Here is a 23,165-nt window from a genome sequence, read left to right on the forward strand (position 1 = left end):
TCCACCAGTCCGACGTTGTGGGACTACCCGCGCCCGAAAGGACTGGTAGTCCGGTGACTGGACTGCAGACCTGAAACTCCCACCGCTCGGGATTCCTCCGCGTTCACGCGGAGGAGGATATCAACTAGGACTGAACCGTTTCGTTCAATCGAGACGTGACAATCCCAAATGCCGTTCACAATCGATATCTTAGACGACGGCCGCGTCCTGGAGTGGGAGGCAACCGCCGACGGCGCCGTCACGACCGAGCGCCAAGACTACACCCCACGCTTCTACGTCGCCGCTCGCGACCCTGATGCCGGCCTCGACCTCACGACACTCCAGTCGGTGTACGACCAGCACCCGGACGTCGTCGCGACCGAGATGGTTACGCGACGGCCGGGCTTTCGACGAGACGAGGAGGCCGTTCTCGCGGTCGACGTTGCCCACATCGACCGCGTCACTCCACTCGCCCGGCAGGCGCGTCAGCTGTCGGACTATCCAGTCGGGGATCTCGCCTGTTTCAACGTCGACTTCTCGCGAGAGTTCCGGTACTGTCTGGAGACCGGCGTCAATCCGACGCCGGCAAGCGAGTTGTCGACGCTCCGGCTCAGCGTTCCGGTGACCGAAACGAGCAACGACGTCTACGGCGAGTTGACCGTCGCCGGCGACACCGTCACCGGCTCGCCGACGGATATCCTGACCGCCGTCCAAGGGGCGCTCGACGCACACGATCCGGACGTCCTGGTCTGCTCGACGAGTGAGATCGTCCCTACTCTGTACGAGATGGCGACGGCTGACGGCGTCGACGACTTCTCGCTGAGTCGATGGCCGGACATCGACTTCCAGCAGCTCGCAAGTCGGTCGACGTACTCGAGCTACGGCCGCGTCGGTCACTCACCGGCGCGGTACAACGTGCCCGGCCGGGTGATTATCGACGAGTCGAACACATTCTTCTACGGGGAGACGAACCTCGAGGGCGTCCTCGACCTCGTGTCGCGCTCGAACAAGCCAGTCCAGGAGCTCGCGTGGGCGTCGATCGGGAACGTCCTCACGGCGATCCAGATCTGCGAGGCCCACGACCGCGGCGTCCTCGTCCCGTGGAACTCCTGGCGCCACGAGTTCTACAAGCCGATGGGGACGCTCCACGATGCCGACCGCGGCGGGTTCATCTTCGCGCCCGAGGTCGGCTTCCACGAGAACATCCACGAACTCGACGTCTCCTCGTTGTACCCGAACATCATCTGTACCCGGAACGTCTCGCCGGACGTCATCCGGTGTAGTTGCCACAGCGACCGCGACGACGTCCCCGGCCTCGGATACTCGATCTGTGACGACCAGGGCTACCTCGTCGACGTGCTACAGCCGATCATCGACGCGCGCGACGAGATCAAGGCGGCCATCCGTCGCGAGAAGGAACGAGACGACCCCGACGAGGACCGTCTGGCGGAACTCGAGGGACGGTCGGGAGCGCTGAAGTGGATCCTCGTCGCCTGCTTCGGCTATCAGGGGTTCAGCAACGCGAAGTTCGGCCGCATCGAGTGCCACGAAGCGATCAACGCGTTCGCTCGCGAGATCCTACTAACGGCGAAACAGCGGCTGGAGGCCGGCGGCTGGCGCGTTGTCCACGGCATCGTCGACTCCATCTGGGTGACTCCGGACCCCGACGTTGACGACGAGGACCGCAAGGACCTCGAGACGCTCGCGACGGAGATCACGGAATGCGTCGAGATTCGGCTCGAACACGAGGCTCACTACGACTGGGTGGCGTTCGTCCCGCAGCGCGAGAGCGACGCCGGGGCGTTGACGAAGTACTTCGGGAAGGTCGCCGGCGACGACGACTTCAAGATCAGAGGCATCGAAGCCCGGCAGCGCTCAACCCCGCCGTTCATCGAGGACGTCCAGCGGGACTGTCTCGACCAGCTCGATGCTACGAGGTCACCGGACGCCGTGATCGGACGTCTTGAACGAGCAATCGACGAATTGCAGGCGGATACCGTAGCAGTAGAGCGGCTCGTCGAGCGGAACCGTGTCTCCAAGCCCCTAGAAAGCTACTCACAGAATACCCAGAACGTGGCCGCCTTGAAACGGGCCCGCGAGCAGGAACTGGCAGTCCACCCGGGCCAGGATATCGAGTACGTGGTCGTCGACGACGAGAAATCCTCGCGAGACCGTGTCGCCCTCGCCCACGAGGAGATCGAGACCTACGACGCCTCGTACTACGAAACGCAGCTGGTCAGAGCGGTCGAGAGCGTGCTTTCACCGCTCGGGTGGGATCGGTCCGACATTAGTCGAGAGCTCTCCGGTGAGAGGGCACCGTTTTGAGCTCGTTCGGAGCCTCCAACGAACGGTCGTAGTGGACCCCACCCCTGGTTTCCGTCGTTTCGATCCAACCCCACGTTTCCGACGTAATTTTCGACCCCCCTCGTTTCCGTCGTTTCCTCACGCCCCACCCCAGATTTCCGTCGTCCGCACCCACTCAGTAGTAGGGGGTCACTACTCGCGAGTCCAGTCCTGCATCCGGCTGTCCTCGAGGATCGTTTCGCGGACAACCTGGGGATCTTCGATGAGTCGGTTCTGGAGGTGGATGCCGCCCGCACTCCCCTTGTTGATCTTCTCGATTTCGACAACCCCGAGGAAGGCCTGCTCTTTCAGGATGTCGCGGAACCGACGGACTGAGAGGATATCCATATCGAGATGGTTACAGATGCGTTCGTACTGGTCGTACACCCGGCTCGTGAGGAACGTATCGTCGTTGCTGTTGACACTCAGCTCCGTGAGCGCCAGCAACGCCGCCTTCGCCTGCGTGGGTGCGCCGTTCACGAGTTCTCTGAACCTGTCCTTTTCGGCGTGTTGCTGTGCCTGGCGGACGTGTTCCTCCGTCACTTGCTCTGCCCCGGCCTCGTAGGCGACCTCCCCGGCGTGGCGAAGAATGTCGATCGCCTTCCGAGCATCGCCGTGTTCCTGCGCGGCGAAGGCCGCCGAAAGCGGAATCACGTCCTCGGAAAGGACGTCGTCCTGGAAGGCGTCCTCACGGTTGAACATGATCTCCCGGAGCTGGTTGGCGTCGTATGGCTTGAAGAACAGTTCCTTGTGCTGGAAGCTGCTTTTCACGCGCTCGTTCACGTTGTCGACGCACTGGATCTTGTTGCTGATCGCGATGACACCGACGCTACAGTCGATTTTCCCCGCCTCCTCAGCGCGCGAGAGCTTCATCAGCACGCTGTCGTCGTTCATCAGATCGATCTCGTCGAGGATGATGATCACAGAATCGAATTGAGCGTCGAGCGTCTTCCAGAGGAGTTTGTAGTATTTCGACGTACTGAGGCCGGTATGGGGGACGGAGATTCCAGTCGAAGATTCATCGTTCAGCTTCGCGGCCAGTGAGGAGATCGCCTGAGTCTCCGTGTTGTCTTCAGCACAGTCGATTATACGCTGTTCCAATCTCGACGCCATCCTGAGCGGCATTTTGAGCTCGCTGGCAGACGTGTTTTGACACGAGAGATTTGCCGGCCCCCGTTTTCCCGTAGATCATCACGTTTTCCGGGGAGTACCCGTGGACAGCACCGTTGAGACGTTTCGCGAGCTTCGAGATTTCCTCGTCGCGACCGACGATCCGATCAGCCTCCGGCACGTGGCCGATTTTCAGGAGATCCTTGTTCGCGAAGATACGATGCCCGGATTCAAAGAGTGGATCGTCGACAGAACTGGGTGAAGAGTCGGGCGTCATTGAATATCACACGGTGTGAGCGGGGGGAGTATAAATCTAGTGGAGAACGCCACCCCACGTTTCCGACGTTCCTTGTCCGATATCAGCCCGAAAGTGCCGTCATTCGGTGGAATTGGATTGCTGACAATATAGCCGTGTTTCCGACGTGAGACAGGAAACCCGTAGACGGAAGCGTCGCGTTGTTGTCGAATCCCGAACCCACACACCCCACGTTTCCGTCGTAATCACCGAACAGGTGGGGAGGGGACTCGAAGAAGACGTCCACGACGAGATACCAAAGACGAGAGCGGCCTAGCCATCCAAAGCTGGCCGTCTATAGGAGCAGCTGGAAAGGATTGTTTCATCTGAAGGGGCGAAGTACTTCGCCCCTCCTTGGTCGAAGTACACTTAATGAGCGTTTCTCAGCTATACTACTTTAATCATGTGTTACAGAAGTTAGTTCATCTCTAGATTGGTTCTAGGTCAACAGAGTTAGTGGCTGCATAGTACTATCGTAGCCTCTCCCTACGCCGTCGTGGAGAAACGACGGAAACGCGGGGGGTGTGGTCGCCTCCAAACCAACGTCACCCCCTCCACCACCAGCCAGTTACGACGGAAACGTGGGGTGGGTGTCCTCCCTCATCGAGTTTTACTCGTCCGGATTGACCGGGCCTTTGTACTTCGACTTCACTGAATCGCCCTCCCGCCACTGCCAGTAGTAGTAGCGATTGTCGTTGATCTCCTTGATCGTGACCGTCGCTTTGGCAGGGACGTCGTCCGGGAGATCGTCTGGCCGCTCCTCGACCTCTTCTTGATCTGCCGACTCTTCGAGACGGGCCTCTCGTTCCTTGTACTCGGCGAGCGCTTCAGCGTACGTCGTAACGTCTCGGAGCTGCTCGGGAGACGACTCGTTGAGCATGTTGACGATCTCCGTCGGGAGGTTCGCCGGTGGGGTCGGGGGTTCGTAGGACATCGGCTACTCTCGTGTTAACCAACACGACCCACGAATCCATAGTTTTGTTGGTTAAGACGATGAAGGCAGTTCTCGCGACCGCTGGCTGTAACACTACTCGAAACTTCTTTATATACAAGTTTCGTACTATGTTACACCGTGCTCCGGCGCATCGAACTCGAGGTCCTCGCCACGGTCGACCGAGGCGACACGATTTCCGAACTCGCGACGAAGCTCGACCACAGCGAGAGCTACCTCTCCCGTGCCGTCGGCGACCTCGTCGAGAAGGGGCTCGTCTACACGGAACGCGATGGCCGGCGAAAACGAGTCGTCCCGTCGGACGCTCGTGCCGTCGAACTCTACCAAGACCTCGTCCGCCAGCACTCCCATATCGACTTCCCCGAGCTGCTGACCGGCAAGGCACTCGAGGTGCTGTACTACCTCGACCAGCCGCGAACCGTCTCCGAGATCGCCGACCGGAGCGACAACTACCGCAACACGGTCAACCGGGTCCTCAAGCGGTTTCGTGACCGTGGTCTCGTCGGGACGGCCGACGGCCGCTACGATTTCAACGCCGACTTCGACCGCCTCCACGAGTTCGCCCGTGAACTCGCACACCATCTGCATCGTCAACGCCTCGAAGCCATCGCCCCGAAGGGGACGATTCTCTGGGAGGACTACGACGAATTCCTCACCCAGACCCAGACGGAGATCGACGCGGAGCCGTTCCACGAAACAGGCCTCGCTCGATTCGCGGCCTTCGACCTCCAGTTCCTGCTCACCAGCCATCGCTACTACTTCTACTCCGAGGACCTCGACGCAGTCTCGCCGGCGGAACTTTGTTGTCACACGCTACTGATCGACGACGGCAGCCGCCACCGCTCGTACTGTCTCCTCCTGCTCAGCCGCGTCGACGTCGACGAGGCGGACCTCCGAGAGCAGGCGGCGAAGTATGGCCTTGAAGCCGAAATCGACGCCTTGCTGCGCTACCTCGAGACGCACGGCGAGGTCGACGACGACCGGCTTCCGGAGTGGGACGAGTTTCAGGCGCTAGCGGCTGACTACGAGGTGGATCTACCACAATGAGACCAACATTCGGACGCGAGTACATCGAGAACGAATTCCAGCAAATCGGGAACGGGCTATCTGAACCGCTCACGGTCTACCTGATCGGTGGTGGTCGCGAACAAGCTCGTACTCACCGACGGGATGCAAGAGCGCAGCGAGCCGTTCCTCGACACTGATCGACTGACGGTCCGGCTGGTCAGCAACGAGGATATCTTCCTGTTCAAGGCAATCGCAGGCCGCGACGACGACATCGAGGACATGAATATGCTCGTGCAGGCCGGCCTCGATTACGATGTCGTCCGGGATGAACTCGAAGCCCAGATCGAACGCCTAGGGGACGATCAGTTCGCCACGTTCGCGAACGAGGCCTTGGTCGAACTCGAGGACCGGTACGGGGTGACCACGCCGATCGAGGCCCGCGTCCAGGAGATCACGAATAGGTACTACCAGGGGCTCGAAGTCCTCCAGGCACTCGATGAACCGATGACCGTCGACGAACTGGCCGCCGAACTGGAGCTGGATACCGACGAGGTTCACGACCGGATCGCGTATCTCTCAACGTTCGACCGGGCCCAACGAGATGGCGACACAGTCCGTCCCGTGGAGTAGTCTGGTCACGACTACGGGGAGGGAAGGCGGCCGTCTGGGCGGGGAACGCGGCCCCGTTTGATCTCGTGATCGACGCGGCGCAGGTGCTTGCAGCCGCCTTCGGGTGAACGTTGCTGCCAGTCGGGACAGGTACACGATTCGTCGATGATGTCGACTTCGTACCTGTTACCGGACGCGGACTGCACCTCGTAGCGGCCACCTTTCGAGAGGAGTGAGACGTCCATCGCTTCGGCGACGGCACGCTTCGTGCGGGGCTCGAGTTCGTCCTGCGACTGTGCGTTCTCGTCGACGACCAGTCGGTCGCGAACGTCGCCCGTTCGGCCACCGTCGAGAGCGACGGCTTCCGCAGGGCCACTGAGCCGCTCGTGGAGTACTTCCTCCACCGGATGGCCTTCCGGCCACAGGTAGTGGACTTCGCGGCGCTCGCGATGGTCGTAGGAGCCGCACGCTGCTGCGCTCCCGGTCCAAACGCGCCAGGCCCCGAGCGCGGCCATCACGTCGACGATGTCGCGGGGAACCGTCTGGTGGTCGTCCGGGAAGAACACCCGGAAGCGGGTACACGCTTCTTGCGGCGGGACGGTCTCCCACCAATCTTCGCTGGAGCCCCAGCTGTCGTACATCGCCTCGTCGCTCTCGTAGCCGACTGTCACGCCATCGATCGGCGTCCAGTCTGCTGGGAGGTGGTCCGACTCGCCTTCGAGCACCCGGAGGACGGCGTATCGAAGGTATTCGTGGGCTTGGTTGTCCGTCGTTCGGGCGACCTGATCGTGCTGCTCGGCGACGTGCTTGGCTTCCTCGAGGACCGTTGTGAGATAGGCGTCAGTCATGGTTCGCGGAGGTCAGAATGCGCCTCCGCCCCTCTGCGGGCGCAGAAAAACTTAACCAACAGATCGGAAGAAATCCATCACCACGTTGGTTAACTGAGTTAGGACGACGATTCGTCCTCGAGAACGTCGATGAGTTCTTCTGCCGTTCGACTAATCCGGCCGGGGCGCTCGCGAACGACCTCGGGATCGTCCGACTCCCACGCAGCGAGATAGAACGCCGACCCGCTGGTGTCCAACCCACAGTACCGCCCGACGACATACGCGACGGCTTCGGCCTCGACTTCGCGTTTCGCCCGCTCGGTGTCGTCATCGACGTCGAAGTGGAGCAGGGCGTGGGCGTACTCGTGAATCAGCGTCCGCGCAAGGTCGGCCTCGTTCTCCCGATCACGCACCTCGACGAGCGGCTGAACGTCGACGAGGCTCAACTGCTCGCAGATACCCTTTGCCTCGCCGTGGGTCCACTCCTCGGCTGGAACGATTCGCACCGTCACGCCGAGGTCGTCAGCGGCGACAGTCAACTGTTCGACGAGGTCACCGGCGTCGCCGGTCGCTTCCGTGTCGAGATCAGGAAGCGGCTCGCCTTCGGTCTGAGAGACGTCGAACACCGGCGCGGGCTTGAACCCGACTAGACCCTTAGACCACTCTTCAGGCGGCGTCTCGTCGCACTCACAGTCACTGTCCTCGTGGTAACTCGGCGAATTCTCGCACTCCGGACACTGCTTGGTGATGATCGGCGCCCAGATCCAGATGGCCGACTCACCCTCCGTGACGTGGCGGTCGAACTCCTCCTGCCACGTCCGGTAGCCCGCCATCCGGCTCGCCTCGGGACACTGTCGCTTGATGAGGAGCGTGTTCCGGTAGGAGTAGTCGTGGAAACGACTCTGGACATCGAGCCACTCTTGGAACTCTTCGCTGGCCTGCGCGTCGTCGACGCCGGCGACGAGATCGTCGATCCACTGTTCGATGGTACTGTTCATCTCGTCTGATCGCGTGTCGGTCTGGTCGAAGGAGACCGACGAGTCTCTGGTCGTAGACATCGTGATCACCGAATCGAGTTCACGGCGACTGCGTCTGTTCAGACCGCGCCGCACCCCTCAGGGGCGTCCAAAAACCGCTCTGTCGGTTAGCGGAGCTCGTGACGTTCGTCTGCAAAGCCGACCGTAACGAGGTACTCGAGGAACTCGTCGAACTGCTCGACGTCACTGGGCGTGTCGGTCGCAAGATGACGCGCCCACTCGATGGCCCACTGGAAGGCGGGATCCGTGCCGCCCTTGCCGTGAATGTACCACCACCGGGCCGCTTTCAGCACGACCAACGGATTCGTCGGCGGCTGCTCACCGGCGAGCCCACGGGTGATAGATTCGATTTCGTCGGGAACGTCGGCGGAATCGACCTCCGCTGATTGTGTGTTGTCGATATCGACCGGGATCTCGTCGATCGAGACGTTGTCAGGACGCTGTTGTTGACTCACTGGAAGTCACCTCTGAGGGCTCTCGAAGGAGCCCTCGCCCTCTCTGGGGGCACGAAAAACAGGTCACGAAGTCACGCCGGCGGGAGGTAGACGCTCTGCTCGCCGGCGATCTCCTCTAGGTTGTTTCGATGACGGTGGCTGAAGTAGCACTCGTAGCTGCAGTATCCACAGATTGCGCCGGTATCGTATTCGGCCACGTACGGGCCGCGGCGAGTTCGCCAGACGTTCGTCCCGCACTCGGTACAGGCGGCGTCCTCGAGATCGGCAGGACTCGGACCCTCGTACTCGACGTCGAGCCCCTCATCTTGCGGTGTCGTTTCGGGCCAGATTCCGTGGGTCCTCCAAAACTCACGGACGCGAGCGAGGCTGTGGCGCACCGTCTTTCGCACGGTGACGTGGTCGGCGTCGCGACCGCTGTCGTCCCAGCCGTCGGCCGTCCAGAACTCACCGAACTGTGCGCCGCGATGCAGCCCGTTCCAGTCGACGCCGACGATGTCGGCCGGTGGCTCGTCCGTGAGTGTCGGTCGGGTCAGCTGTCGAATAGCGTCGAGCTGCTTGGGCGGACTCCCACCGAGGATGTGGACGCGCCGCCCTCTCCAATCGGCTGGGTCGGAGAACTCGTGGGCCAGGCAGTCGGCGTATCCCCGTGAATATCCGAGGACGAGGGTCTCGGGTATCGCGTCGATCACCGCCCGCGACTTCGGAACGACGATGAGCTCGGCCTCGGGGTAGCTCGCTTGGATTTCACGAGCAGCAGCGATGTGGGCGTCGACGGCATCTGGTTCGTAGATGTCGCCGATGACACCAACCTGTGGCTCGTACTCGAAGAAGCGATCGACGAATCGTTCCAGGTCGGGATTGCGGAAGTCGTTATCGAGCATCCCCACAGGAATCTCGAGGTTCAGGTACTGGTCTGCCTGATACCCACAGTCTTCCCGAAATCCGGGAAGAAATCCGAGGGCCAACGCATCAGCGACGAATGGGGCTCGATGGAGGAACGCAATGTGGTCTGCTTGTCTGGCGGCAGCGATGTCGCTAGCCGTGCTGGAGTCTGGGCTCAAATCGAGGGACATGACTGACCTCGCGAGGCGGCTGCTGGTCGCCCCGCACCCATTCAGGGGCCCGAAAAACGGGATACTCTCACCGTTAACCAACACGAGGTGTTGGCTGACTCCGATTGTTGGTTAAGACTGATCGCTACTCCTCATCCTCACGCAACTCTTCAGCCTTCCACTGGAGCCGACGCAGAATCTGCGTCCGATTCTGGTGGGCGTTCTCGTAGGCAACACACTCACGGAGTGTCTCCATATCGGGGATCGTCGCGATCCCGGCCTTGATCAGTCGGTAGTTTGGTGCTTCGAGGCGCTTCTCGGGTGGGAATTCATCGTTATTGCCGCTGCTGTCCGCGGAATTCTTCATCTCTATCGCCCTCCACCCCTGAAGGGCGAGAAAGACAGAACAGACGACTACGTCACCATCGCGGCGTCAGGCCATCGCGTCCTGGAACCGCTCACGAAGCGCGTCCTCACGCTCCTCGAACTGGTCGACCTTCTCCTGTAGATCGTCGCTGACGCGCTCGATGCTCGCGAGCGCCCTACCGGGCGCGAGCGAGAGCGCGCCTGCATGAGGTGGCCCCAACCAGCACCGCGCGCCGACCCGCCCGGAGCGAGCGGCCAGCGGGATATGCCCGCTCGTGTCCGGCCCGGACTGCGGGTCCGTGTCCAGCGCGACTGTCGCCGAGAACGCGCGCCGCGGTGTGGCGCGCGACAGCGCAGGCGGCACCAAGCGCTGGAACGCGAAAGCCCGCGAGGGGCGAAACCGACGGGGATACCCGCTGGCGCCGAGGGCACATGCACTTTACCCGGCAGCCCGCCCGCGACTGCAGGCAGGCAGCCCGGAATGGTCGGTCGCGAGCGATGCTCCGGGCGGCAGCGACGAGCGGGGCGTGCCGGTTACGAGGGCTAACTACCGGCTACACTGTAGCCGACTAATCCTTCCACACGGGTGGGACTGAAAGGGACTGGCGGGCTCGAGGAACCCCGACGACGCAAGCACCGCAATTCCTGAGGAGCGCAGCGAGGCGCGGGACTCGAGCCCGTCAGGGGCTTTCAAGATGTTACCTTCCAGCACTAGCCAGAAGCACAATGACCTACTGACGATCCTCGCACTCACTGAACGATCGGTTCACCACGAGAAACCTGCCTCAGAACTCAGAAACAGAGCCAGGCAACTCGCAGCTGATCGCCTCGTTAGCGACGATATCGATCTACCTGAAGTCATTGATGAACTCGAGATCAGCCAGAAGTAACCTAACGATGGGATAGATAGACTTCTACTCTAACGTGCTGGCGGAGCCATCTTGCAGAACATCGACACCAGTTGACGTCACCGCAATTCGAACGCCGGCGATGGTGACACGAACTTCGACATCGGAATTTGAACCGGTGAGCAACTGCTCGAGCGCCTCAACATCGACGTAATCGTAGAGTCGGTACTCGTCACGATCAAGGCCAGCCGCTTCGAGCGTCTCGACGAGTTCGACAACGAGATCAATCGAGGGGTCGTGCCCAGTTGGAGCGGGACTCATTAACTGGCTAACACTTCTGATTACAGGCTGTTAAAAGATTTGAAGTCAACTATAGAAGCGCATCGATCTTAGAGTTGACTTTTCGAGTATAAGATGATCGCAGCGCAAGCAGATAGAATATGCGCTTTGACGCCGACTGGATGTCTCGCGCTGATGACCGCATTCTCGAGCATCTCGCTGAAGCCGGCCCCGATACCCCGAAGGAAATGGCGGACAGCGATCGGGTTCGTTTCTCCCGCCAACACATCAATGCCCGCTGCAAGACGCTGGTCGAATACGGACTCCTCGTCCACCTCGGCAACGGCGTCTACGATATCACTCGTCAGGGTGAGCAGTATCTCACTGGCGAACTTGACGCTCGTGACCTCGAAGCTGACTGAACCTACTCTTCCAGAAGTGCGACTAACTGGGCGACGTACGGGCTGTTGTCCCAGCTCCGGTGGGGGCTGATCACGCTAAGTAGCGTTCGCGCCTCCTCGTGGGTCAGATGGCCGTTCCGGGCGTAGTCACAGATAAGTCGCGGTGTCGGGACGATACGCGGCCCCTGGAGTACAGCGTGAATCAGTGGGAAGTTCGTGCCACCAAATTCGTCGGTGAGAAAGCCGTCGACGTCGAGTGCGTTCGCGAGGACAATACAATCAGTTTCGCCGTCATCGAGGCCGAACGTCGGTCGCGCGTCCGGGGTGTCCTCGCGCGCATACGGATCTTCGACCGTGTAGTGGCCACGGGCCGCGAGGACGTTACTCGCGGCTGCGGCGTGGATGTCCTGATACTGCGTGATGTCGCGGAGTTCTGCGACGACTTCCGGAGAGACGACCACGTCACAGGAGGTGAGCAGGTATTGGAACGGGTCGGGAACATCGGTACCGATGGCTGCATCCGCACGGGGCACCGCGAGACTGACGAGCGCACTCGTGTCGGCGACGACTGTTCGCAGTCGTGGACCGCTCATCGATCGTCGTCGACCGTCGTCACATCCCCTTCGTAGACGTCGACGTCATCGGGGGCAGCGAGATCGAGTGGTTCGTCCTCGAGATCCGCTTTGAGGAGGCGGAGTCGCTGGGCGGTCTCGGCGCCCACCAGTTGCTTCACCGTCTCGAACTCGAGTTGGTCGTTGTAGTACTTCGTCGCAACTAATTCCTGAAACGTCTCGCTGTCGGCAGTGTCTTCGATGTACTCTCGGATGGCATCGACGAGGAGATCCGTCCGGTCTTTGTCGAAGAGATCGGCGATGGCATCGAGCCGGTCGACGAGATACTCCGGCGACTGGAAGTGAACCCGCCGCGGATCGTCGCTTGCGCTCATTGTGTGTGCAGGTTTTGCACATAGTCGGATAACGGTTTCGGCGTATGCACAGAGCTTGCACATTACGGAGAATCGAGGAGAAAGCCCCCCAGTAAGAGCGATTGCTACACCGGCGAGTTCAGCGCCCCGAAGTGAACCGCCACGGGCGCGGTGGCCCGTGGCTTCCCGTGGATTAGTCTGACACACCCGCGACACCATCGGCATGATGACCTCTGGCGGTGTCGTGGGTCACGGTCGGCTGGTCCACACAGCCCGATGCCTGCCGTCGCAACTTCCGCACAGTGGGAAGTGTCTTGAGAGCAGGCACATTCCTATCCAGTTTCTCCAATTCTTTCTTGGCGATGTTGATGGCCGCGTTCCGGTCAGCATGGTCTTGGCGGCCACACTCTACACACTTGAATCGCTTCTTGTTCCGGTTTGCACGAGTCGTATGCTCGCACGTTGTAAGTGAACACGCCTGACTCGTGTATTCAGGGTTAATCTCCTCGCTCGGGATGCCTTGGAACGCGGCTTTGTACGTGATGAACTCCCGAAGTTTGCGGAACGGAAGTGAGTGGAGGCGACGGTTCATCCGGGTACCATAGTCAATCGAGTCCCGCATCTCTTTGAGGTCTTCAAAGACGATGACGGGGGTCTCAAACCGTGACACCCACTCCACGACTCGTCGAGAGACTTTGTGGAGTTGGTCGTGAACGAACCGTTCCTCCCTCTGCTCGAACGCCCGGTCAAATGACGACTTCCCAGCGTTCTGCATCCGCTTTCGCATCGTGAAGTACCGATGCCGTTCTTTCTTGATTTCAGGGAAGTCGATGATCACCGAGTCACCAATGTCGTTCTCGTAGAGGGCAGCGAGAGCAACGCAGTCCTCGTTAATATCCACACCAACCACTGTTCGTGACTCCGCTTTGTCTTGGACTTCGGTTTCGGTGTGGGTGATGTTGATGTGGAGTTCGTAGTTCCCATTCCGCTGTATCGCTTCCGCCGTTCCAACACGCCACTCATCGGATTGGATAGCTTGGCGAAGTTGTTCAAGAGAGTCGAGCGAGCCACTGAGTGTCCCCTTCACCGGGTTGTACGGTTTCGCACTGACCCGATAGCGGATGCAGTCGTCTTCGAGGAACAGGTTGTAGCCTTCCTCGTAGTTCGACCGGAGCGGGTATGCACCGTCTTTGGTGTGGCTGGGTTGGTTATAGTCGTCGTACTCGTAGTAATTCTCCATCGCTTCCAGCGATTTCTGTACGACGAGCTGAGCGGTGTTGTTCACGAGGTTGGCGTCAGACTCCAAGTCCTGCCGAATCTCATCCCAGTCCTCACCGTTCTTCGCTCGCCGGATCGTTTCGTTGTACACGCGCCGGGCTTCAAGGAAGGCGTCATCCAGAAGTCGCTGACCGTCCTCGTCGGGTTGAAGTTGGAAGACGAGTGTTTTGGTCAGCGACTTCTGCATACCCTAATCGTCGTACTGCGGTCTTGTAAAGGTATGGAGCACGGTTGATAGGTTGTCCGAGTGTCGGGCTTCACCCCCGACCACGGTGGGTCGGGGTACTCGCCCTCGCTCTTCTAGGATAGAAGTCTTCTTACACCGTGATCGCGGTACTTCCTGGATTGTCTCCACGTCGTAGTTGGTGATCGAAACGTGCTGACTTCCGATGTAGAGTTGGCACTCGAGCAACGGGACGTCGAGCACGCACTTACTCGCCTCCTCGAACGAGGCTACTTCTACGAAGTCGAGAACGAACTTCGGATCACATCCCCAGAAGAGCAGTGTTGACGGCTCTTCGAAGAGCTATCCTGCGTATCGATAGATCAACGCACTATGCCGAACTCGAGCCACTGCACTCGACTCGAGTCGATCTTCCACCTCGCCGCCCCATTATCGAAATTGGCCAGAGGAGTCGCCTTCACTCTGCTGGATATCTACCTCATACTCATCAAACACGGACTCGAATCCTTCGTCGACGATCTGCTGGACGAGTTCAGCGAACGAACTTCGATTTCCTGGTTCCTCAACGAGCGACCGATACGAACTCTCGAAGTGATGCCCGTGTGAGGGTCGATCCCGACTCGAGGTCTCGTGGGCTGCCTCGTGTAACATCACGAGATACAGATCATGCATCCAGACTGCACGCTGGCGGCTCGTCATGGCTGAGTCGGTGATCACGATGTACGTCCTGCCGTCAGTCCAGGCATCGGCACTTGCCTCGCCATAGTACACATCTCGTTCAATCCCAAGCTCCTTTGCGAGCACTCGAGCGAAGCGAAGATACCGCCGCTGATCAGCGTTCAACTGCGATTCATCCTCGATGCGATGATAGCCTGTCCAGACACCTTCTGACTCGGCTTGTTCGCCAACATCGAACGTCTCTGGCACCGTTATCGATGTGTCCTCGTCAGTAGCGAGATCACGAAGCCGTTGAGTTGCCGAATCACTTGTATCGAGGACGACGTAGCCACGCTCGACGAGTTTGTCCGCGCCTTTCTGGGCTCCGTCGCCCCACCCAATCTTCGGGGCTGCTTGGATCTCCTCGAGGCTGATACGGGACTCGGTCGCCAGCTGGAACAGCTTGCGCTCGGCCCACTGCTCGTCTGATGACCCGGATGCCATCGTCCCGATCATCACTTCCCGACTCTCGGCAGTCAGCCGATCGTCCGAGACCTCAGCATATAGATCGTCACGTGCCTGCTCAAGTGCGCTGTCGATCCGCTGCCAGCGGTCACAGCCCGACTGGATGTCGTTGCGCGCAAAGTTCAGCGTCAGATTCCCTTTCGAGACGACCACACCACCGAGTCCGTACTCGCGCTTTGTCGTCACGTACAGCCCATTGCTGTAGATATCGAGCCCCTCGTGGGGCGTGTACTCGAGTGCGAGGATCGCATCGTCGGTTTCACGAGTGAGCGACGGATGTGGAGAGTCCGCCACTACCTCGAGTGGATCGCCGTTGTCGACCGATTCGCCGTTGATCACGACCGAGACGCCCGTTCGAGACTGCACGTACGCGAAGCGCTTGCGAAGATCGCGAACGTAGCGCCGCCACCGGTAGCTGTCCGGATCGGGCACTTCATCTTCGTAGTGATCGATCTCGACGAGCATCCCCTCGAGATGATGCTCAGCGTCCACGAGCTGGCCGTCGCGACTGCTGACGTCTTCCCACGGCCTCGAATCGCGTCGATTGCGATAATCGAAACACAGTGCGGTGTCGTGACTCCAGATTCGAACGGCACCTTTCGCGATGATCGCACCCTTGCCGATTCCCCACTCGCCGATTGTCTCGTCGTCTGCTCGTTGCTTGCTTCCTGCACCCAGCACTGAGAGGTTGCGTCGCCCTTCGGTCGACTCGAGGTCAACGCCAGCACCGTCGTCGAGGATAATCGATCGCTCGGGCGAGATGCTGACCAGCACACGGGATGATCCTGGACTGTCGATGCCGTTTTGGACGGCTTCACGGATTGCGTCTGTGAGATCCGCCATCTGGTCTTCGATGAGATACGTTGCAACCCGCTCGTCAGCGGTCATCGTCACGGTCTCGTCAGCCGATGGCTGACTGGCCGGCCTCGAGTCAGTCGCTTCGTTCGTCGCGAACTCCGATAACGTCGGATGATCTGTCATGGTGCTCACCCCTGTGGCACCACAGAAACCGAACCGTGCGGTTACTTGGGAACTGGAATGAATTCCGGTTCGACCTGACGTAGTCTTCCGGTGTTCTCGAGGAATGAGTAGAGATCGTCGTACAGGCCAGTGTCTTCGTCAGTGCCGTCTGCGGATGAGCGTAACGTATACCAGTCACCGATGATCGCACAGAACCGTTGGGCGCGAGTCATCGCGACGTTCAATCGCCGAGGGCCGTCAATGGGACGCCCGAGGAAGCCTGTTTCGCCCGTTGTGTTACTCCGAACCAACGAAATCACGATTGCGACTTTTTCGCTTCCTTGGAAGGAATCGATCGTGTCGACCGTGATGTCCCGTCCAGAATCAAGATATCTCGATAGCTTCTCTCGAATCGCGTTAGCCTGGGCCGTGTATGGCGTAATAACGCCGACTTCGGATGGGCTGAGAGCTGCATCGGCGAGCAGTTCACCGACGATATGGGCAACGAGTCGCACCTCTGCGTCGTTGCGCTTGGAGTGGTCGATCGTCGTCTCGCTTCCACCGATATCGTAGCCGACGAACGCCGGCTGCTCCTCGAGTGCGGTAACGTCACGCCCTTGCCGCAGGGCCCGGTTGTAGAAGCGGCTGTTGGGAAACCAGGAGATGTCGCGATGCATCCGGTACTGCGTTCGGAGCTGGATACCGACTCCCTCGTAAATACCGCCGTCAGCGTAGAGGTGTTCGAACAGGGAGAGACCGGCTGCGGACTCCGGCGGTTCTTCGGTTGCACTGAATGGCGGTAATTGCTTGTGATCGCCTGCGAGGATCACTTTGTCCGCTCGCGCAAGCGGAATACACGAGGCGGTGCATGTCGCCTGTGTCGCCTCGTCGAGGACGAGCACATCGAACTCTCGCTCGAGAGTCGCTGCGCTGCTGTTCGTCGCTGCGACGACATCGGCTAGTCCATCGCAGGTGGCATATTGGGTACTAACAACTTCGTTCGATGATCTGCTGGCGTTCACGCGTCGGAGTACGAACTCGCCGGCACCGTGTTGTGCATGGGCGTGCAGTGATCGGCCGTCAGTCTCAGTCGTTGTGCTCGAGCCAGCAACGAGATTGTCGACTGCTTGGTTCGAATCGGCACAGACGAGGACGTCGTCCCCAGCCTCGACTGACCGTCTGACGACTTCGACAAGCGTTCGCGTCTTACCTGTGCCTGGTGGTCCATGAATGCAGAAGAGGTGATCAGCAAGGAGGGCACAGGACACTGCAAGCTCCTGTTCTTGATTCAGTTCGACGTCTTGCTGACTACTCTTGACACCAGCCGTGTCCCCGAAGGTGACTGCTGTGTCGCCTGTCAAGAGCGCGCGTTGATCATCACGCTCGCGAACGCGCGTAATCGCAGCAAGTTCGCGCTCGTACGGAACGGGATTCAACAGTTGGGTGAGTGCAAAACCCCGCCGCTTCTGGCGGAGGAATGCACCGACAGTCGACCGGTTCTCGATCGTATACCAGTCGATAGCGAGACTGACGGTTAGTCCCTCGATCGCATCGACTGTCGCTGGAATCGGGAACGCATCTGGTGCGTGCTCTTTGCTTGGCGGGTGGAGGAGCACTTCGTTTCCTTCGAAGATCCGGAATTCGCTCTGGACGACTCGATGCGTGTTATGCTGCCGATCTACTTGCCCGTCATCGATTCTGAATCGGTAGACACCATCTTCTGGGTGGCCAAGGGATGCAAGCGATGGAATCGAACCGAACCCCTCGGAACGGAGTGCCTCGGGCGTCGACGCGGCTGCTTTCGCTCGGTTTTCATCACGTTGGGCATCCATCTCCGCTTGGACAAACGACTCGAGTTCGTCAAAGAAGGTGTCCGTGTCGTTGTCGTCAGAAAGCGGATTTCGCGGTGGTTCCCGCTCTGCAATGGGAGAGTCGAAGTACGACGGCGGATCGTCAGGCGCGTAATCGGAGTGCCAGAAGCGTACCCGGTTGGCTAGCGATGAGACGGCAAACGTGTCTTGATCGACCGAAGCATAGTCGCCGCCATCATCGTAGATGAAAACATCGCCATGGAGTGCGTGTTCTGTGAAGGCGAGATATTCGCCCGAGAGTGCTGCGCTATTGCGCGCATGGAGTGGAACCACAATCCAGTCGTCTTTCTCAGGATGTACGAGTTGGTCGTGGTAGCTCGCATATTCAACGATCCCATCGATTGGAATGGGGTCATCACGCACCGGTTCGAACGTCTCGTCTGCCGGTGAATGGAGGGCAGCACTCGAGAGGTCGAACTTGCCGATCGCACTCTCGAAGAGGAGAGACATGTCGATCAGAACGAAGCACTGAGTCCTAAATCTTCCCGTTCAGTGAAGTCATCACATGGCTAGTAGTTTTGATAGAGTGTGTCACAGACCACTTCTCATGAGGTTAATTACCTCTACTTCTCGATGAATCGGCTGACAAATGGCTCTGCTTATTGAACAGATAGCGGGGTTTCACTCAGTCGCATAGCCGTTTTAAGGCTTAATACAGTATCACATAGTGGCAACCCCTCTGAGAAGGTTGGGGCCAAGGGAGTGGTTGAGGGGCCACCGCTCCCTTCACGTTATTTGAATTGACCGTATCGTCCCTGTACTAGAACGTCTGGAAAGAGATCCAGTGGTTTGCTATGTACACCTGCGTACTTAGCAATCCAGCGGACTATCGGAGAATCTGATGCGGTGAATCACATCTTCGGCATCTAGATACCACTGGCCGCCGAATGCCACCGGTACGCGCCTCTCCTCTCCTGAGGCAGTTCTATGAACCCTCTCAGAATGGGAATTGATCCTTGGCCGACTGGAACGCGAGCCGTCCGAGCAACTGACTGGGGCCGCGCTTCGGCAGGTCGTGGGCAACATTCAACTTACTCGGCGGGACACTCCCGCCGACCCCGAGTTCCCAGTCCGTCTCCGACTCGAAACGCTCAACCGCAGATTCGACCTGCTCACGCACGGCGTCGGCATCCATTGTTTTCACATCACCGTCTCGCATCAGCACGTCACCGTCCACGATGACTGTCTTCACGTCGGCGGGTACCGCGTTGTTGACGATCTGTGCCGGGATGTTGGTCATGGGGATGAACTTCGGCTTCTCGATGTCGAGCATGATGACGTCGGCGCACTTCCCGGGTTCGAGACTCCCGACCTCGTCATCAATTCCGAGTGCCGCTGCCCCTTCGATGGTGAGCATCCGCACCAGCTCCATCGAGTGGTACTGCCCCGTTGACCGTTTGAGATTAGCTGCGAGCCGGGCCTGCCGCGCTTCGCCGAACAGGCTGTAGGAGTCGTGCCAGTAATGGTCGTCGATGCCCAGCCCAACATCGACACTCGCGTCCCGAAGCTCCGGCACAGGCGTCCACTGCACGTCGCCGTCCGTGTTCCAGTACGCGAAAATCGACGGGCAGTGTGCAACCGACGCGTTCGCGTCAGCAGTTCGCTGGATATCCTCGTTGTTGGCCAGCCGGAAGTGAGCGGCCACCAGCCGATCGTCAAGGAGGCCGATGTCGTCAAGCAGGTCGAGCGAGTCCTCGGCACCATTTGACCGCGCCATCGTATTACTCGCCTCCAGTTCGAGCAGATGCGTGTGAACGAGTAGATCAGGATATTCGTCAGCGAGGGCGGCAGTACGCTCCCACAGCGCTCGTGTACACGACCAGTCATCATGGGGATTGATCGTTGCCCGGATGCGGCCGTCGTACGCGCCGTGGTACTCGTCAATAAACTCGCGGGCGCGTTCGAACTGCTTATCGACCGGGACGTCCCAGAAGAGATCGGAGAGCGCCATCCCAAAGAATCCGCGGAGGCCAGCCTCGCCGAACGTCTCTGCGCCCCCGCTGGGACGGACGTCCATCGAGTTGACGGTCGTGACACCGCCTGCGAGGAAGTTGAGTGCGGCGAGTTCGTATCCCGCGTCGGTAAGGTAGCCGTATTCGCCGTCAGCGATGTGACCGAAAATGGCGGTCATCCCGCTCATCATCTCCAATAGGTCGAGGTCACTGAACGCGCCGATCAATGGCGTCAGCTCCAGGTGGGTGTGTGCGTTGACGAGTCCCGGCATCACGAGGGTACCCTCGCCGTCGATGACACGGTCGGCGTCACAGTCTCGGTCACCGTCTCGTGTCGTTCGCACGTCGGTGAGGACACCGTCTTCGACTACAACCGTGCCGTTTCGGTAGATTCTGTTATCTTCGTCTACAGTCACAACCACTGCGTCGTGTACTACGAGATCCGCGTCGTTGACCGCAACCTCAGTGTTGTCTCCCAACTCAGCGGCATCTGGCGTCATAATTGGAGGTAAGAGGGGTCGTCCGGTGAGCCTTCTGCCGAGTATTGTCATGGGATTTTTAAACAGAGCTGGTGAAACGAGAGGTACGCTCTGCCGATGTCGTTGACTCGACTTCAGGTTTCAGCGACGCTGGCTCCCACAGTCCTTCCGTCATTTTACGCCACGGTGACGGAGTCGTCAGCGATCTCGCAACTGCGGCTCGTTGACTGGAATCTTGCAGCAGAGGACCTAGCAACTGTTCTGTACGACGTTGACGGTGACACGAGTGTGTTCGTTGATGCAGCGCGTGGCACCGATGGAATCGAGGATGTCGCGGCACCCACTTCTACCGGTGGTTCGGGGTACGTGTTGGTCACGGCGAATCCCGACGCACTCCCATTCTTTAGAACGTTTCTCGTGTTGACGGCGCGAGCGGGGTTGCTCGTCAGGTCTCCAGTCGTGTACAGCGACTTCGAAACAAGAGGTGAGGTGGTGGGAGACGCTTCGGCACTGCAAACCGCGGTTGACGCCGCACCACGGACTATCGACGTGACGATCGAGAACATTGGGTCACGTCCGTCGCAACGGACGGACCCATTTTTTGAGCTGAGCAATCGGCAGCGTGAGGCGGTTTTTACCGCGTTCGAACACGGGTACTATCAGCATCCCCGGGAGACAACTCACGCAGAATTAGCCGAAGAGCTTGGGTGCGCGGCCAACACGGTCAGTGAACACCTCCAGAAAGCGGAAGTGAAACTTATCAAGGCGCTCGTAGAGCTTCAGTCGTGACTTTTAGACGCTTGTGACAGATTTTCTATATAGAGGTCTATCGGTTTCTCGTTGATGAAGCACTAGATTGAGTTGTGCACTGGTATGTGTATCCCCTGTACTTACCGATTCGGGAGGGCAAAGCAAGAATCCAGATCGCTTCCGATTTCGATTAGTCGATGTACTGGGATTCCCACTCATAACGATCCTCGATCGCTTGCTCTCCCTCGTCTGTAATTGCGTAGTAGTTTGTGCGCCTGTCGAGTTGTCCTTTCTCGACGAGTTTCTTATTCACGACCGTATCGAGATTCGGGTATAGCCGACCATGATTGATCTCTGAACTGTAGTACTGCTCGATCTCGTCTTTAACATCCTGTCCAGATGGCTTGTCAGCGCCCACGATCACGTACAGCAGGTCTCGTTGGAATCCTGTAAGGTCGTCCATGGCCCAGCCATTCAGGCGAGATGATATTTGTTATTCTACACGTACGTAGGTATAAGGTAATCCAACTAGTCGATTCTTTATACCACTAGCTGACTCTCGTTCCATTCACGCCATCCTGAAACTATGGTTGTAATAGAGTACTCGGGAGATCAGATCTAGCGCGCACGCTCAGTGGTCAGGGCCGTCTCACTCTGTACTCGAGAGTAGCTCACCGACGTACTGATTTTCCAACTCTCGCCGGGCCTCGAGTTCGCGTTGCCCACGCGCTGTGATCGTGTAGTAGTTCGTTCGTTTGTCGGCCTCTCCTTTCTCGACGAGCCCTTTGTCGACGACGTCGTCAAGATTCGGATACAGTCGCCCGTGGTTGATCTCGTTCTCGTAGTACTCCTCGAGTTCGTCTTTGATCGCGAGCCCATGTGGGTCGCTCTGGCCAGCAATCACGTACAAGATGTCACGTTGGAATGCAGTGAGATCGTACATATATGAATGTGAGTGTATCTGCTGATGAAAGTTCCGAGAGCAAGTGACACCTTAGAAATTTCTCGTATGTTGAAGATGTGGGAACGGCGAGACAGACTTGCACAGGGTCTGCGCCGAACAGGGGCCCAGGTACGGACGGGTTCTAGGCGGTGACTGAGAACCGATGGGCGACAGCGTCGGTGTCAGGGCTCCTCGAGCAGTGACCGGGCACGTTGCACGTAGCTGTTTGCGTCCCAGCTGCGGGCATCGCTGATCTCGTCGAGAATAGCACGAGCATCGGCAGCTGACAGCTGTTCGGTGCGAACGAGTACTGAGAGCAGCGTTGGCGTCGTGACGAGCCGGGTATCGGCGAGCGAGGCGTGGACCAGACCGAGTTGATTGAACTCATCACAGAGCAATAGTGTGGCGTCGAGGTCATTCGCGAGGGTGACAGCAGCGTTTTCGCCGTCATCAAGCGGAAATTCGGCGTCGAGATCGACTGATCGTACCTCGAGCGTCTTAGTTCGGTCGAGGACGGTCGTTGCCCCGCGACCATGCACGTCATCGTATGAGGCGATCTCCCGGAGTTCCTCGATGACTGCCATTGGGACGACAACCTCGTAGCAGGACAAGCAGAGCGCGAGTGGATCGGGGTTATCGTCAGCAACGACTCCAAGACTCACGAGGGCGGAGGCGTCAGCGACGAGCGTCGACATTTATGCGTCGGCGACCTCGTCGATGAAGTCTTCGTCCAGTTGCTGTTTCAACACTCGGAGGTTCGCCGCCTCTTCGGCACCGACGAGCGCTTTGAGTTGCTCGAAGGCGATCTCGTCGTCGTAGTAGGCGGCCGCGATTTCCTGCGTGAGCGCGTCGTCATGGGTCGCCTCTTGAAGGTACTCTCGCAGCGCAGTCACGAGGATATCCGTCCGGTCTTCCCCGAGGACGTCTGCAAGGGCGTCGGTCCGGTCGATAAGTCGGTGGGGCGCCCGGAACTGAACGCGCTTTTTGTCGCCATTCATTATGTGTACATTGTGAGCCAGTCCACTTAGCAGTTATCGTGTGTACAGTGTGAGCCACGCTCCCCTCACGTCGACGACAGCA

The 23,165-nt window shown here is 59.2% G+C and carries 22 protein-coding genes and 2 pseudogenes; 5 read left to right on the forward strand and 19 right to left on the reverse strand.

Going from position 1 to position 23,165, the window contains the following annotated elements; translation table 11 throughout:
• Positions 1–168: 168 nt before the first annotated feature.
• Positions 169–2,304, forward strand: coding sequence for a type B DNA-directed DNA polymerase (locus ACSBP4_RS06070; protein WP_435551652.1), 2,136 nt, complete (start codon positions 169–171; stop codon positions 2,302–2,304).
• A 171-nt stretch (positions 2,305–2,475) separates the two neighbouring features.
• On the opposite strand, the pseudogene orc4 reads toward ACSBP4_RS06070, so the two are convergent.
• Together orc4 and ACSBP4_RS06080 are read right to left on the reverse strand one after the other, a co-directional pair.
• Positions 2,476–3,709: pseudogene (gene orc4, locus ACSBP4_RS06075) on the reverse strand (DNA replication protein Orc4).
• Positions 3,710–4,337: 628 nt separating this feature from the next.
• Positions 4,338–4,661 carry a hypothetical protein gene (locus tag ACSBP4_RS06080; protein WP_435551653.1) on the reverse strand — a complete coding sequence of 108 codons (324 nt, stop codon included), beginning with the start codon at positions 4,659–4,661 and terminating at the stop codon, positions 4,338–4,340.
• A 138-nt stretch (positions 4,662–4,799) separates the two neighbouring features.
• Between ACSBP4_RS06080 and ACSBP4_RS06085 the strand changes: the two genes are divergently transcribed.
• Positions 4,800–5,726 (forward strand): helix-turn-helix transcriptional regulator, encoded by a 927-nt coding sequence (locus ACSBP4_RS06085; protein ID WP_049967107.1) that lies wholly within the window; start codon positions 4,800–4,802, stop codon positions 5,724–5,726.
• Positions 5,723–6,317, forward strand: a pseudogene (locus ACSBP4_RS06090) (hypothetical protein). The gene ACSBP4_RS06085 and the pseudogene ACSBP4_RS06090 overlap by 4 nt, the downstream one beginning before the upstream one ends.
• Before the next feature lie 11 nt (positions 6,318–6,328).
• Here the strand turns inward: ACSBP4_RS06090 and ACSBP4_RS06095 are convergent.
• The 7 genes from ACSBP4_RS06095 to ACSBP4_RS06125 form a co-directional block, all read right to left on the reverse strand.
• On the reverse strand, positions 6,329–7,144 hold the full coding sequence (locus ACSBP4_RS06095) for a hypothetical protein (RefSeq protein ID WP_435551654.1): 816 nt from the start codon (positions 7,142–7,144) through the stop codon (positions 6,329–6,331).
• Positions 7,145–7,242: 98 nt separating this feature from the next.
• Positions 7,243–8,181, reverse strand: a complete 939-nt coding sequence (locus tag ACSBP4_RS06100; RefSeq protein ID WP_435551655.1) for a DUF955 domain-containing protein — start codon at positions 8,179–8,181, stop codon at positions 7,243–7,245.
• An 86-nt stretch (positions 8,182–8,267) separates the two neighbouring features.
• Positions 8,268–8,615, reverse strand: a complete 348-nt coding sequence (locus ACSBP4_RS06105) for a hypothetical protein (RefSeq protein ID WP_435551656.1) — start codon at positions 8,613–8,615, stop codon at positions 8,268–8,270.
• Positions 8,616–8,686: 71 nt separating this feature from the next.
• The gene (locus ACSBP4_RS06110) at positions 8,687–9,688 is read right to left on the reverse strand and encodes a DUF6610 family protein (protein WP_435551657.1); all 1,002 of its coding nucleotides are present in this window, start codon (positions 9,686–9,688) and stop codon (positions 8,687–8,689) included.
• Positions 9,689–9,812: 124 nt separating this feature from the next.
• Positions 9,813–10,034 (reverse strand): hypothetical protein, encoded by a 222-nt coding sequence (locus ACSBP4_RS06115; RefSeq protein WP_004595552.1) that lies wholly within the window; start codon positions 10,032–10,034, stop codon positions 9,813–9,815.
• A 66-nt stretch (positions 10,035–10,100) separates the two neighbouring features.
• Positions 10,101–10,397: a hypothetical protein gene (locus tag ACSBP4_RS06120; RefSeq protein WP_435551738.1), complete on the reverse strand. Its 297-nt coding sequence runs from the start codon at positions 10,395–10,397 to the stop codon at positions 10,101–10,103.
• Between the two features lie 550 nt (positions 10,398–10,947).
• Positions 10,948–11,202 carry a HalOD1 output domain-containing protein gene (locus tag ACSBP4_RS06125; protein WP_049967128.1) on the reverse strand — a complete coding sequence of 85 codons (255 nt, stop codon included), beginning with the start codon at positions 11,200–11,202 and terminating at the stop codon, positions 10,948–10,950.
• Positions 11,203–11,321: 119 nt separating this feature from the next.
• On the opposite strand from ACSBP4_RS06125, the gene ACSBP4_RS06130 reads away from it, so the two are divergent.
• On the forward strand, positions 11,322–11,582 hold the full coding sequence (locus tag ACSBP4_RS06130; RefSeq protein ID WP_049967129.1) for a MarR family transcriptional regulator: 261 nt from the start codon (positions 11,322–11,324) through the stop codon (positions 11,580–11,582).
• Positions 11,583–11,584: 2 nt separating this feature from the next.
• Here the strand turns inward: ACSBP4_RS06130 and ACSBP4_RS06135 are convergent, their stop codons facing one another.
• The 6 genes from ACSBP4_RS06135 to ACSBP4_RS06160 form a co-directional block, all read right to left on the reverse strand.
• The gene (locus ACSBP4_RS06135; protein ID WP_049967130.1) at positions 11,585–12,154 is read right to left on the reverse strand and encodes a hypothetical protein; all 570 of its coding nucleotides are present in this window, start codon (positions 12,152–12,154) and stop codon (positions 11,585–11,587) included.
• Positions 12,151–12,507 carry a lipase chaperone gene (locus ACSBP4_RS06140; RefSeq protein ID WP_049967131.1) on the reverse strand — a complete coding sequence of 119 codons (357 nt, stop codon included), beginning with the start codon at positions 12,505–12,507 and terminating at the stop codon, positions 12,151–12,153. The genes ACSBP4_RS06135 and ACSBP4_RS06140 overlap by 4 nt, the downstream gene beginning before the upstream one ends.
• A gap of 172 nt (positions 12,508–12,679) precedes the next feature.
• Complete coding sequence (locus tag ACSBP4_RS06145; protein ID WP_435551658.1) at positions 12,680–13,951, reverse strand: RNA-guided endonuclease InsQ/TnpB family protein; 1,272 nt, start codon at positions 13,949–13,951, stop codon at positions 12,680–12,682.
• Between the two features lie 426 nt (positions 13,952–14,377).
• Positions 14,378–16,111 carry an ATP-binding protein gene (locus ACSBP4_RS06150; RefSeq protein ID WP_435551659.1) on the reverse strand — a complete coding sequence of 578 codons (1,734 nt, stop codon included), beginning with the start codon at positions 16,109–16,111 and terminating at the stop codon, positions 14,378–14,380.
• Between the two features lie 41 nt (positions 16,112–16,152).
• Complete coding sequence (locus tag ACSBP4_RS06155; RefSeq protein ID WP_435551660.1) at positions 16,153–18,411, reverse strand: AAA domain-containing protein; 2,259 nt, start codon at positions 18,409–18,411, stop codon at positions 16,153–16,155.
• A 487-nt stretch (positions 18,412–18,898) separates the two neighbouring features.
• On the reverse strand, positions 18,899–20,413 hold the full coding sequence (locus tag ACSBP4_RS06160; protein WP_435551661.1) for an amidohydrolase family protein: 1,515 nt from the start codon (positions 20,411–20,413) through the stop codon (positions 18,899–18,901).
• Positions 20,414–20,509: 96 nt separating this feature from the next.
• On the opposite strand from ACSBP4_RS06160, the gene ACSBP4_RS06165 reads away from it, so the two are divergent.
• Positions 20,510–21,181 carry a helix-turn-helix domain-containing protein gene (locus ACSBP4_RS06165; protein ID WP_006648262.1) on the forward strand — a complete coding sequence of 224 codons (672 nt, stop codon included), beginning with the start codon at positions 20,510–20,512 and terminating at the stop codon, positions 21,179–21,181.
• Positions 21,182–21,332: 151 nt separating this feature from the next.
• Here ACSBP4_RS06165 and ACSBP4_RS06170 read toward each other — a convergent pair whose 3' ends face one another.
• The 4 genes from ACSBP4_RS06170 to ACSBP4_RS06185 form a co-directional block, all read right to left on the reverse strand.
• Positions 21,333–21,605, reverse strand: coding sequence for a PadR family transcriptional regulator (locus ACSBP4_RS06170; protein ID WP_006648263.1), 273 nt, complete (start codon positions 21,603–21,605; stop codon positions 21,333–21,335).
• A gap of 186 nt (positions 21,606–21,791) precedes the next feature.
• Positions 21,792–22,085, reverse strand: coding sequence for a PadR family transcriptional regulator (locus ACSBP4_RS06175; protein WP_435551662.1), 294 nt, complete (start codon positions 22,083–22,085; stop codon positions 21,792–21,794).
• 182 nt (positions 22,086–22,267) lie between these two features.
• Positions 22,268–22,780 carry a hypothetical protein gene (locus tag ACSBP4_RS06180; protein ID WP_049967135.1) on the reverse strand — a complete coding sequence of 171 codons (513 nt, stop codon included), beginning with the start codon at positions 22,778–22,780 and terminating at the stop codon, positions 22,268–22,270.
• Positions 22,781–23,083 (reverse strand): hypothetical protein, encoded by a 303-nt coding sequence (locus tag ACSBP4_RS06185; RefSeq protein WP_435551663.1) that lies wholly within the window; start codon positions 23,081–23,083, stop codon positions 22,781–22,783.
• Positions 23,084–23,165 lie beyond the last annotated feature (82 nt).

This window comes from Natrinema sp. CGMCC1.2065, assembly GCF_051225675.1.
In the GTDB taxonomy this organism is placed as follows: domain Archaea; phylum Halobacteriota; class Halobacteria; order Halobacteriales; family Natrialbaceae; genus Natrinema; species Natrinema thermotolerans.

What these genes read in the sequence shown, in the direction of transcription:
- ACSBP4_RS06165 (WP_006648262.1), top strand. Translation starts at nt 20,510, where the DNA reads ATGTCGTTGACTCGACTTCAGGTTTCAGCGACGCTGGCTCCCACAGTC.
- ACSBP4_RS06100 (WP_435551655.1), bottom strand. Translation starts at nt 8,181, where the DNA reads ATGTCTACGACCAGAGACTCGTCGGTCTCCTTCGACCAGACCGACACG.
- ACSBP4_RS06145 (WP_435551658.1), bottom strand. Translation starts at nt 13,951, where the DNA reads ATGCAGAAGTCGCTGACCAAAACACTCGTCTTCCAACTTCAACCCGAC.
- ACSBP4_RS06130 (WP_049967129.1), top strand. Translation starts at nt 11,322, where the DNA reads ATGCGCTTTGACGCCGACTGGATGTCTCGCGCTGATGACCGCATTCTC.
- ACSBP4_RS06170 (WP_006648263.1), bottom strand. Translation starts at nt 21,605, where the DNA reads ATGGACGACCTTACAGGATTCCAACGAGACCTGCTGTACGTGATCGTG.
- ACSBP4_RS06185 (WP_435551663.1), bottom strand. Translation starts at nt 23,083, where the DNA reads ATGAATGGCGACAAAAAGCGCGTTCAGTTCCGGGCGCCCCACCGACTT.
- ACSBP4_RS06070 (WP_435551652.1), top strand. Translation starts at nt 169, where the DNA reads ATGCCGTTCACAATCGATATCTTAGACGACGGCCGCGTCCTGGAGTGG.
- ACSBP4_RS06150 (WP_435551659.1), bottom strand. Translation starts at nt 16,111, where the DNA reads ATGACAGATCATCCGACGTTATCGGAGTTCGCGACGAACGAAGCGACT.
- ACSBP4_RS06175 (WP_435551662.1), bottom strand. Translation starts at nt 22,085, where the DNA reads ATGTACGATCTCACTGCATTCCAACGTGACATCTTGTACGTGATTGCT.
- ACSBP4_RS06135 (WP_049967130.1), bottom strand. Translation starts at nt 12,154, where the DNA reads ATGAGCGGTCCACGACTGCGAACAGTCGTCGCCGACACGAGTGCGCTC.
- ACSBP4_RS06095 (WP_435551654.1), bottom strand. Translation starts at nt 7,144, where the DNA reads ATGACTGACGCCTATCTCACAACGGTCCTCGAGGAAGCCAAGCACGTC.
- ACSBP4_RS06140 (WP_049967131.1), bottom strand. Translation starts at nt 12,507, where the DNA reads ATGAGCGCAAGCGACGATCCGCGGCGGGTTCACTTCCAGTCGCCGGAG.
- ACSBP4_RS06080 (WP_435551653.1), bottom strand. Translation starts at nt 4,661, where the DNA reads ATGTCCTACGAACCCCCGACCCCACCGGCGAACCTCCCGACGGAGATC.
- ACSBP4_RS06155 (WP_435551660.1), bottom strand. Translation starts at nt 18,411, where the DNA reads ATGTCTCTCCTCTTCGAGAGTGCGATCGGCAAGTTCGACCTCTCGAGT.
- ACSBP4_RS06115 (WP_004595552.1), bottom strand. Translation starts at nt 10,034, where the DNA reads ATGAAGAATTCCGCGGACAGCAGCGGCAATAACGATGAATTCCCACCC.
- ACSBP4_RS06180 (WP_049967135.1), bottom strand. Translation starts at nt 22,780, where the DNA reads ATGTCGACGCTCGTCGCTGACGCCTCCGCCCTCGTGAGTCTTGGAGTC.
- ACSBP4_RS06160 (WP_435551661.1), bottom strand. Translation starts at nt 20,413, where the DNA reads ATGACGCCAGATGCCGCTGAGTTGGGAGACAACACTGAGGTTGCGGTC.
- ACSBP4_RS06125 (WP_049967128.1), bottom strand. Translation starts at nt 11,202, where the DNA reads ATGAGTCCCGCTCCAACTGGGCACGACCCCTCGATTGATCTCGTTGTC.
- ACSBP4_RS06110 (WP_435551657.1), bottom strand. Translation starts at nt 9,688, where the DNA reads ATGTCCCTCGATTTGAGCCCAGACTCCAGCACGGCTAGCGACATCGCT.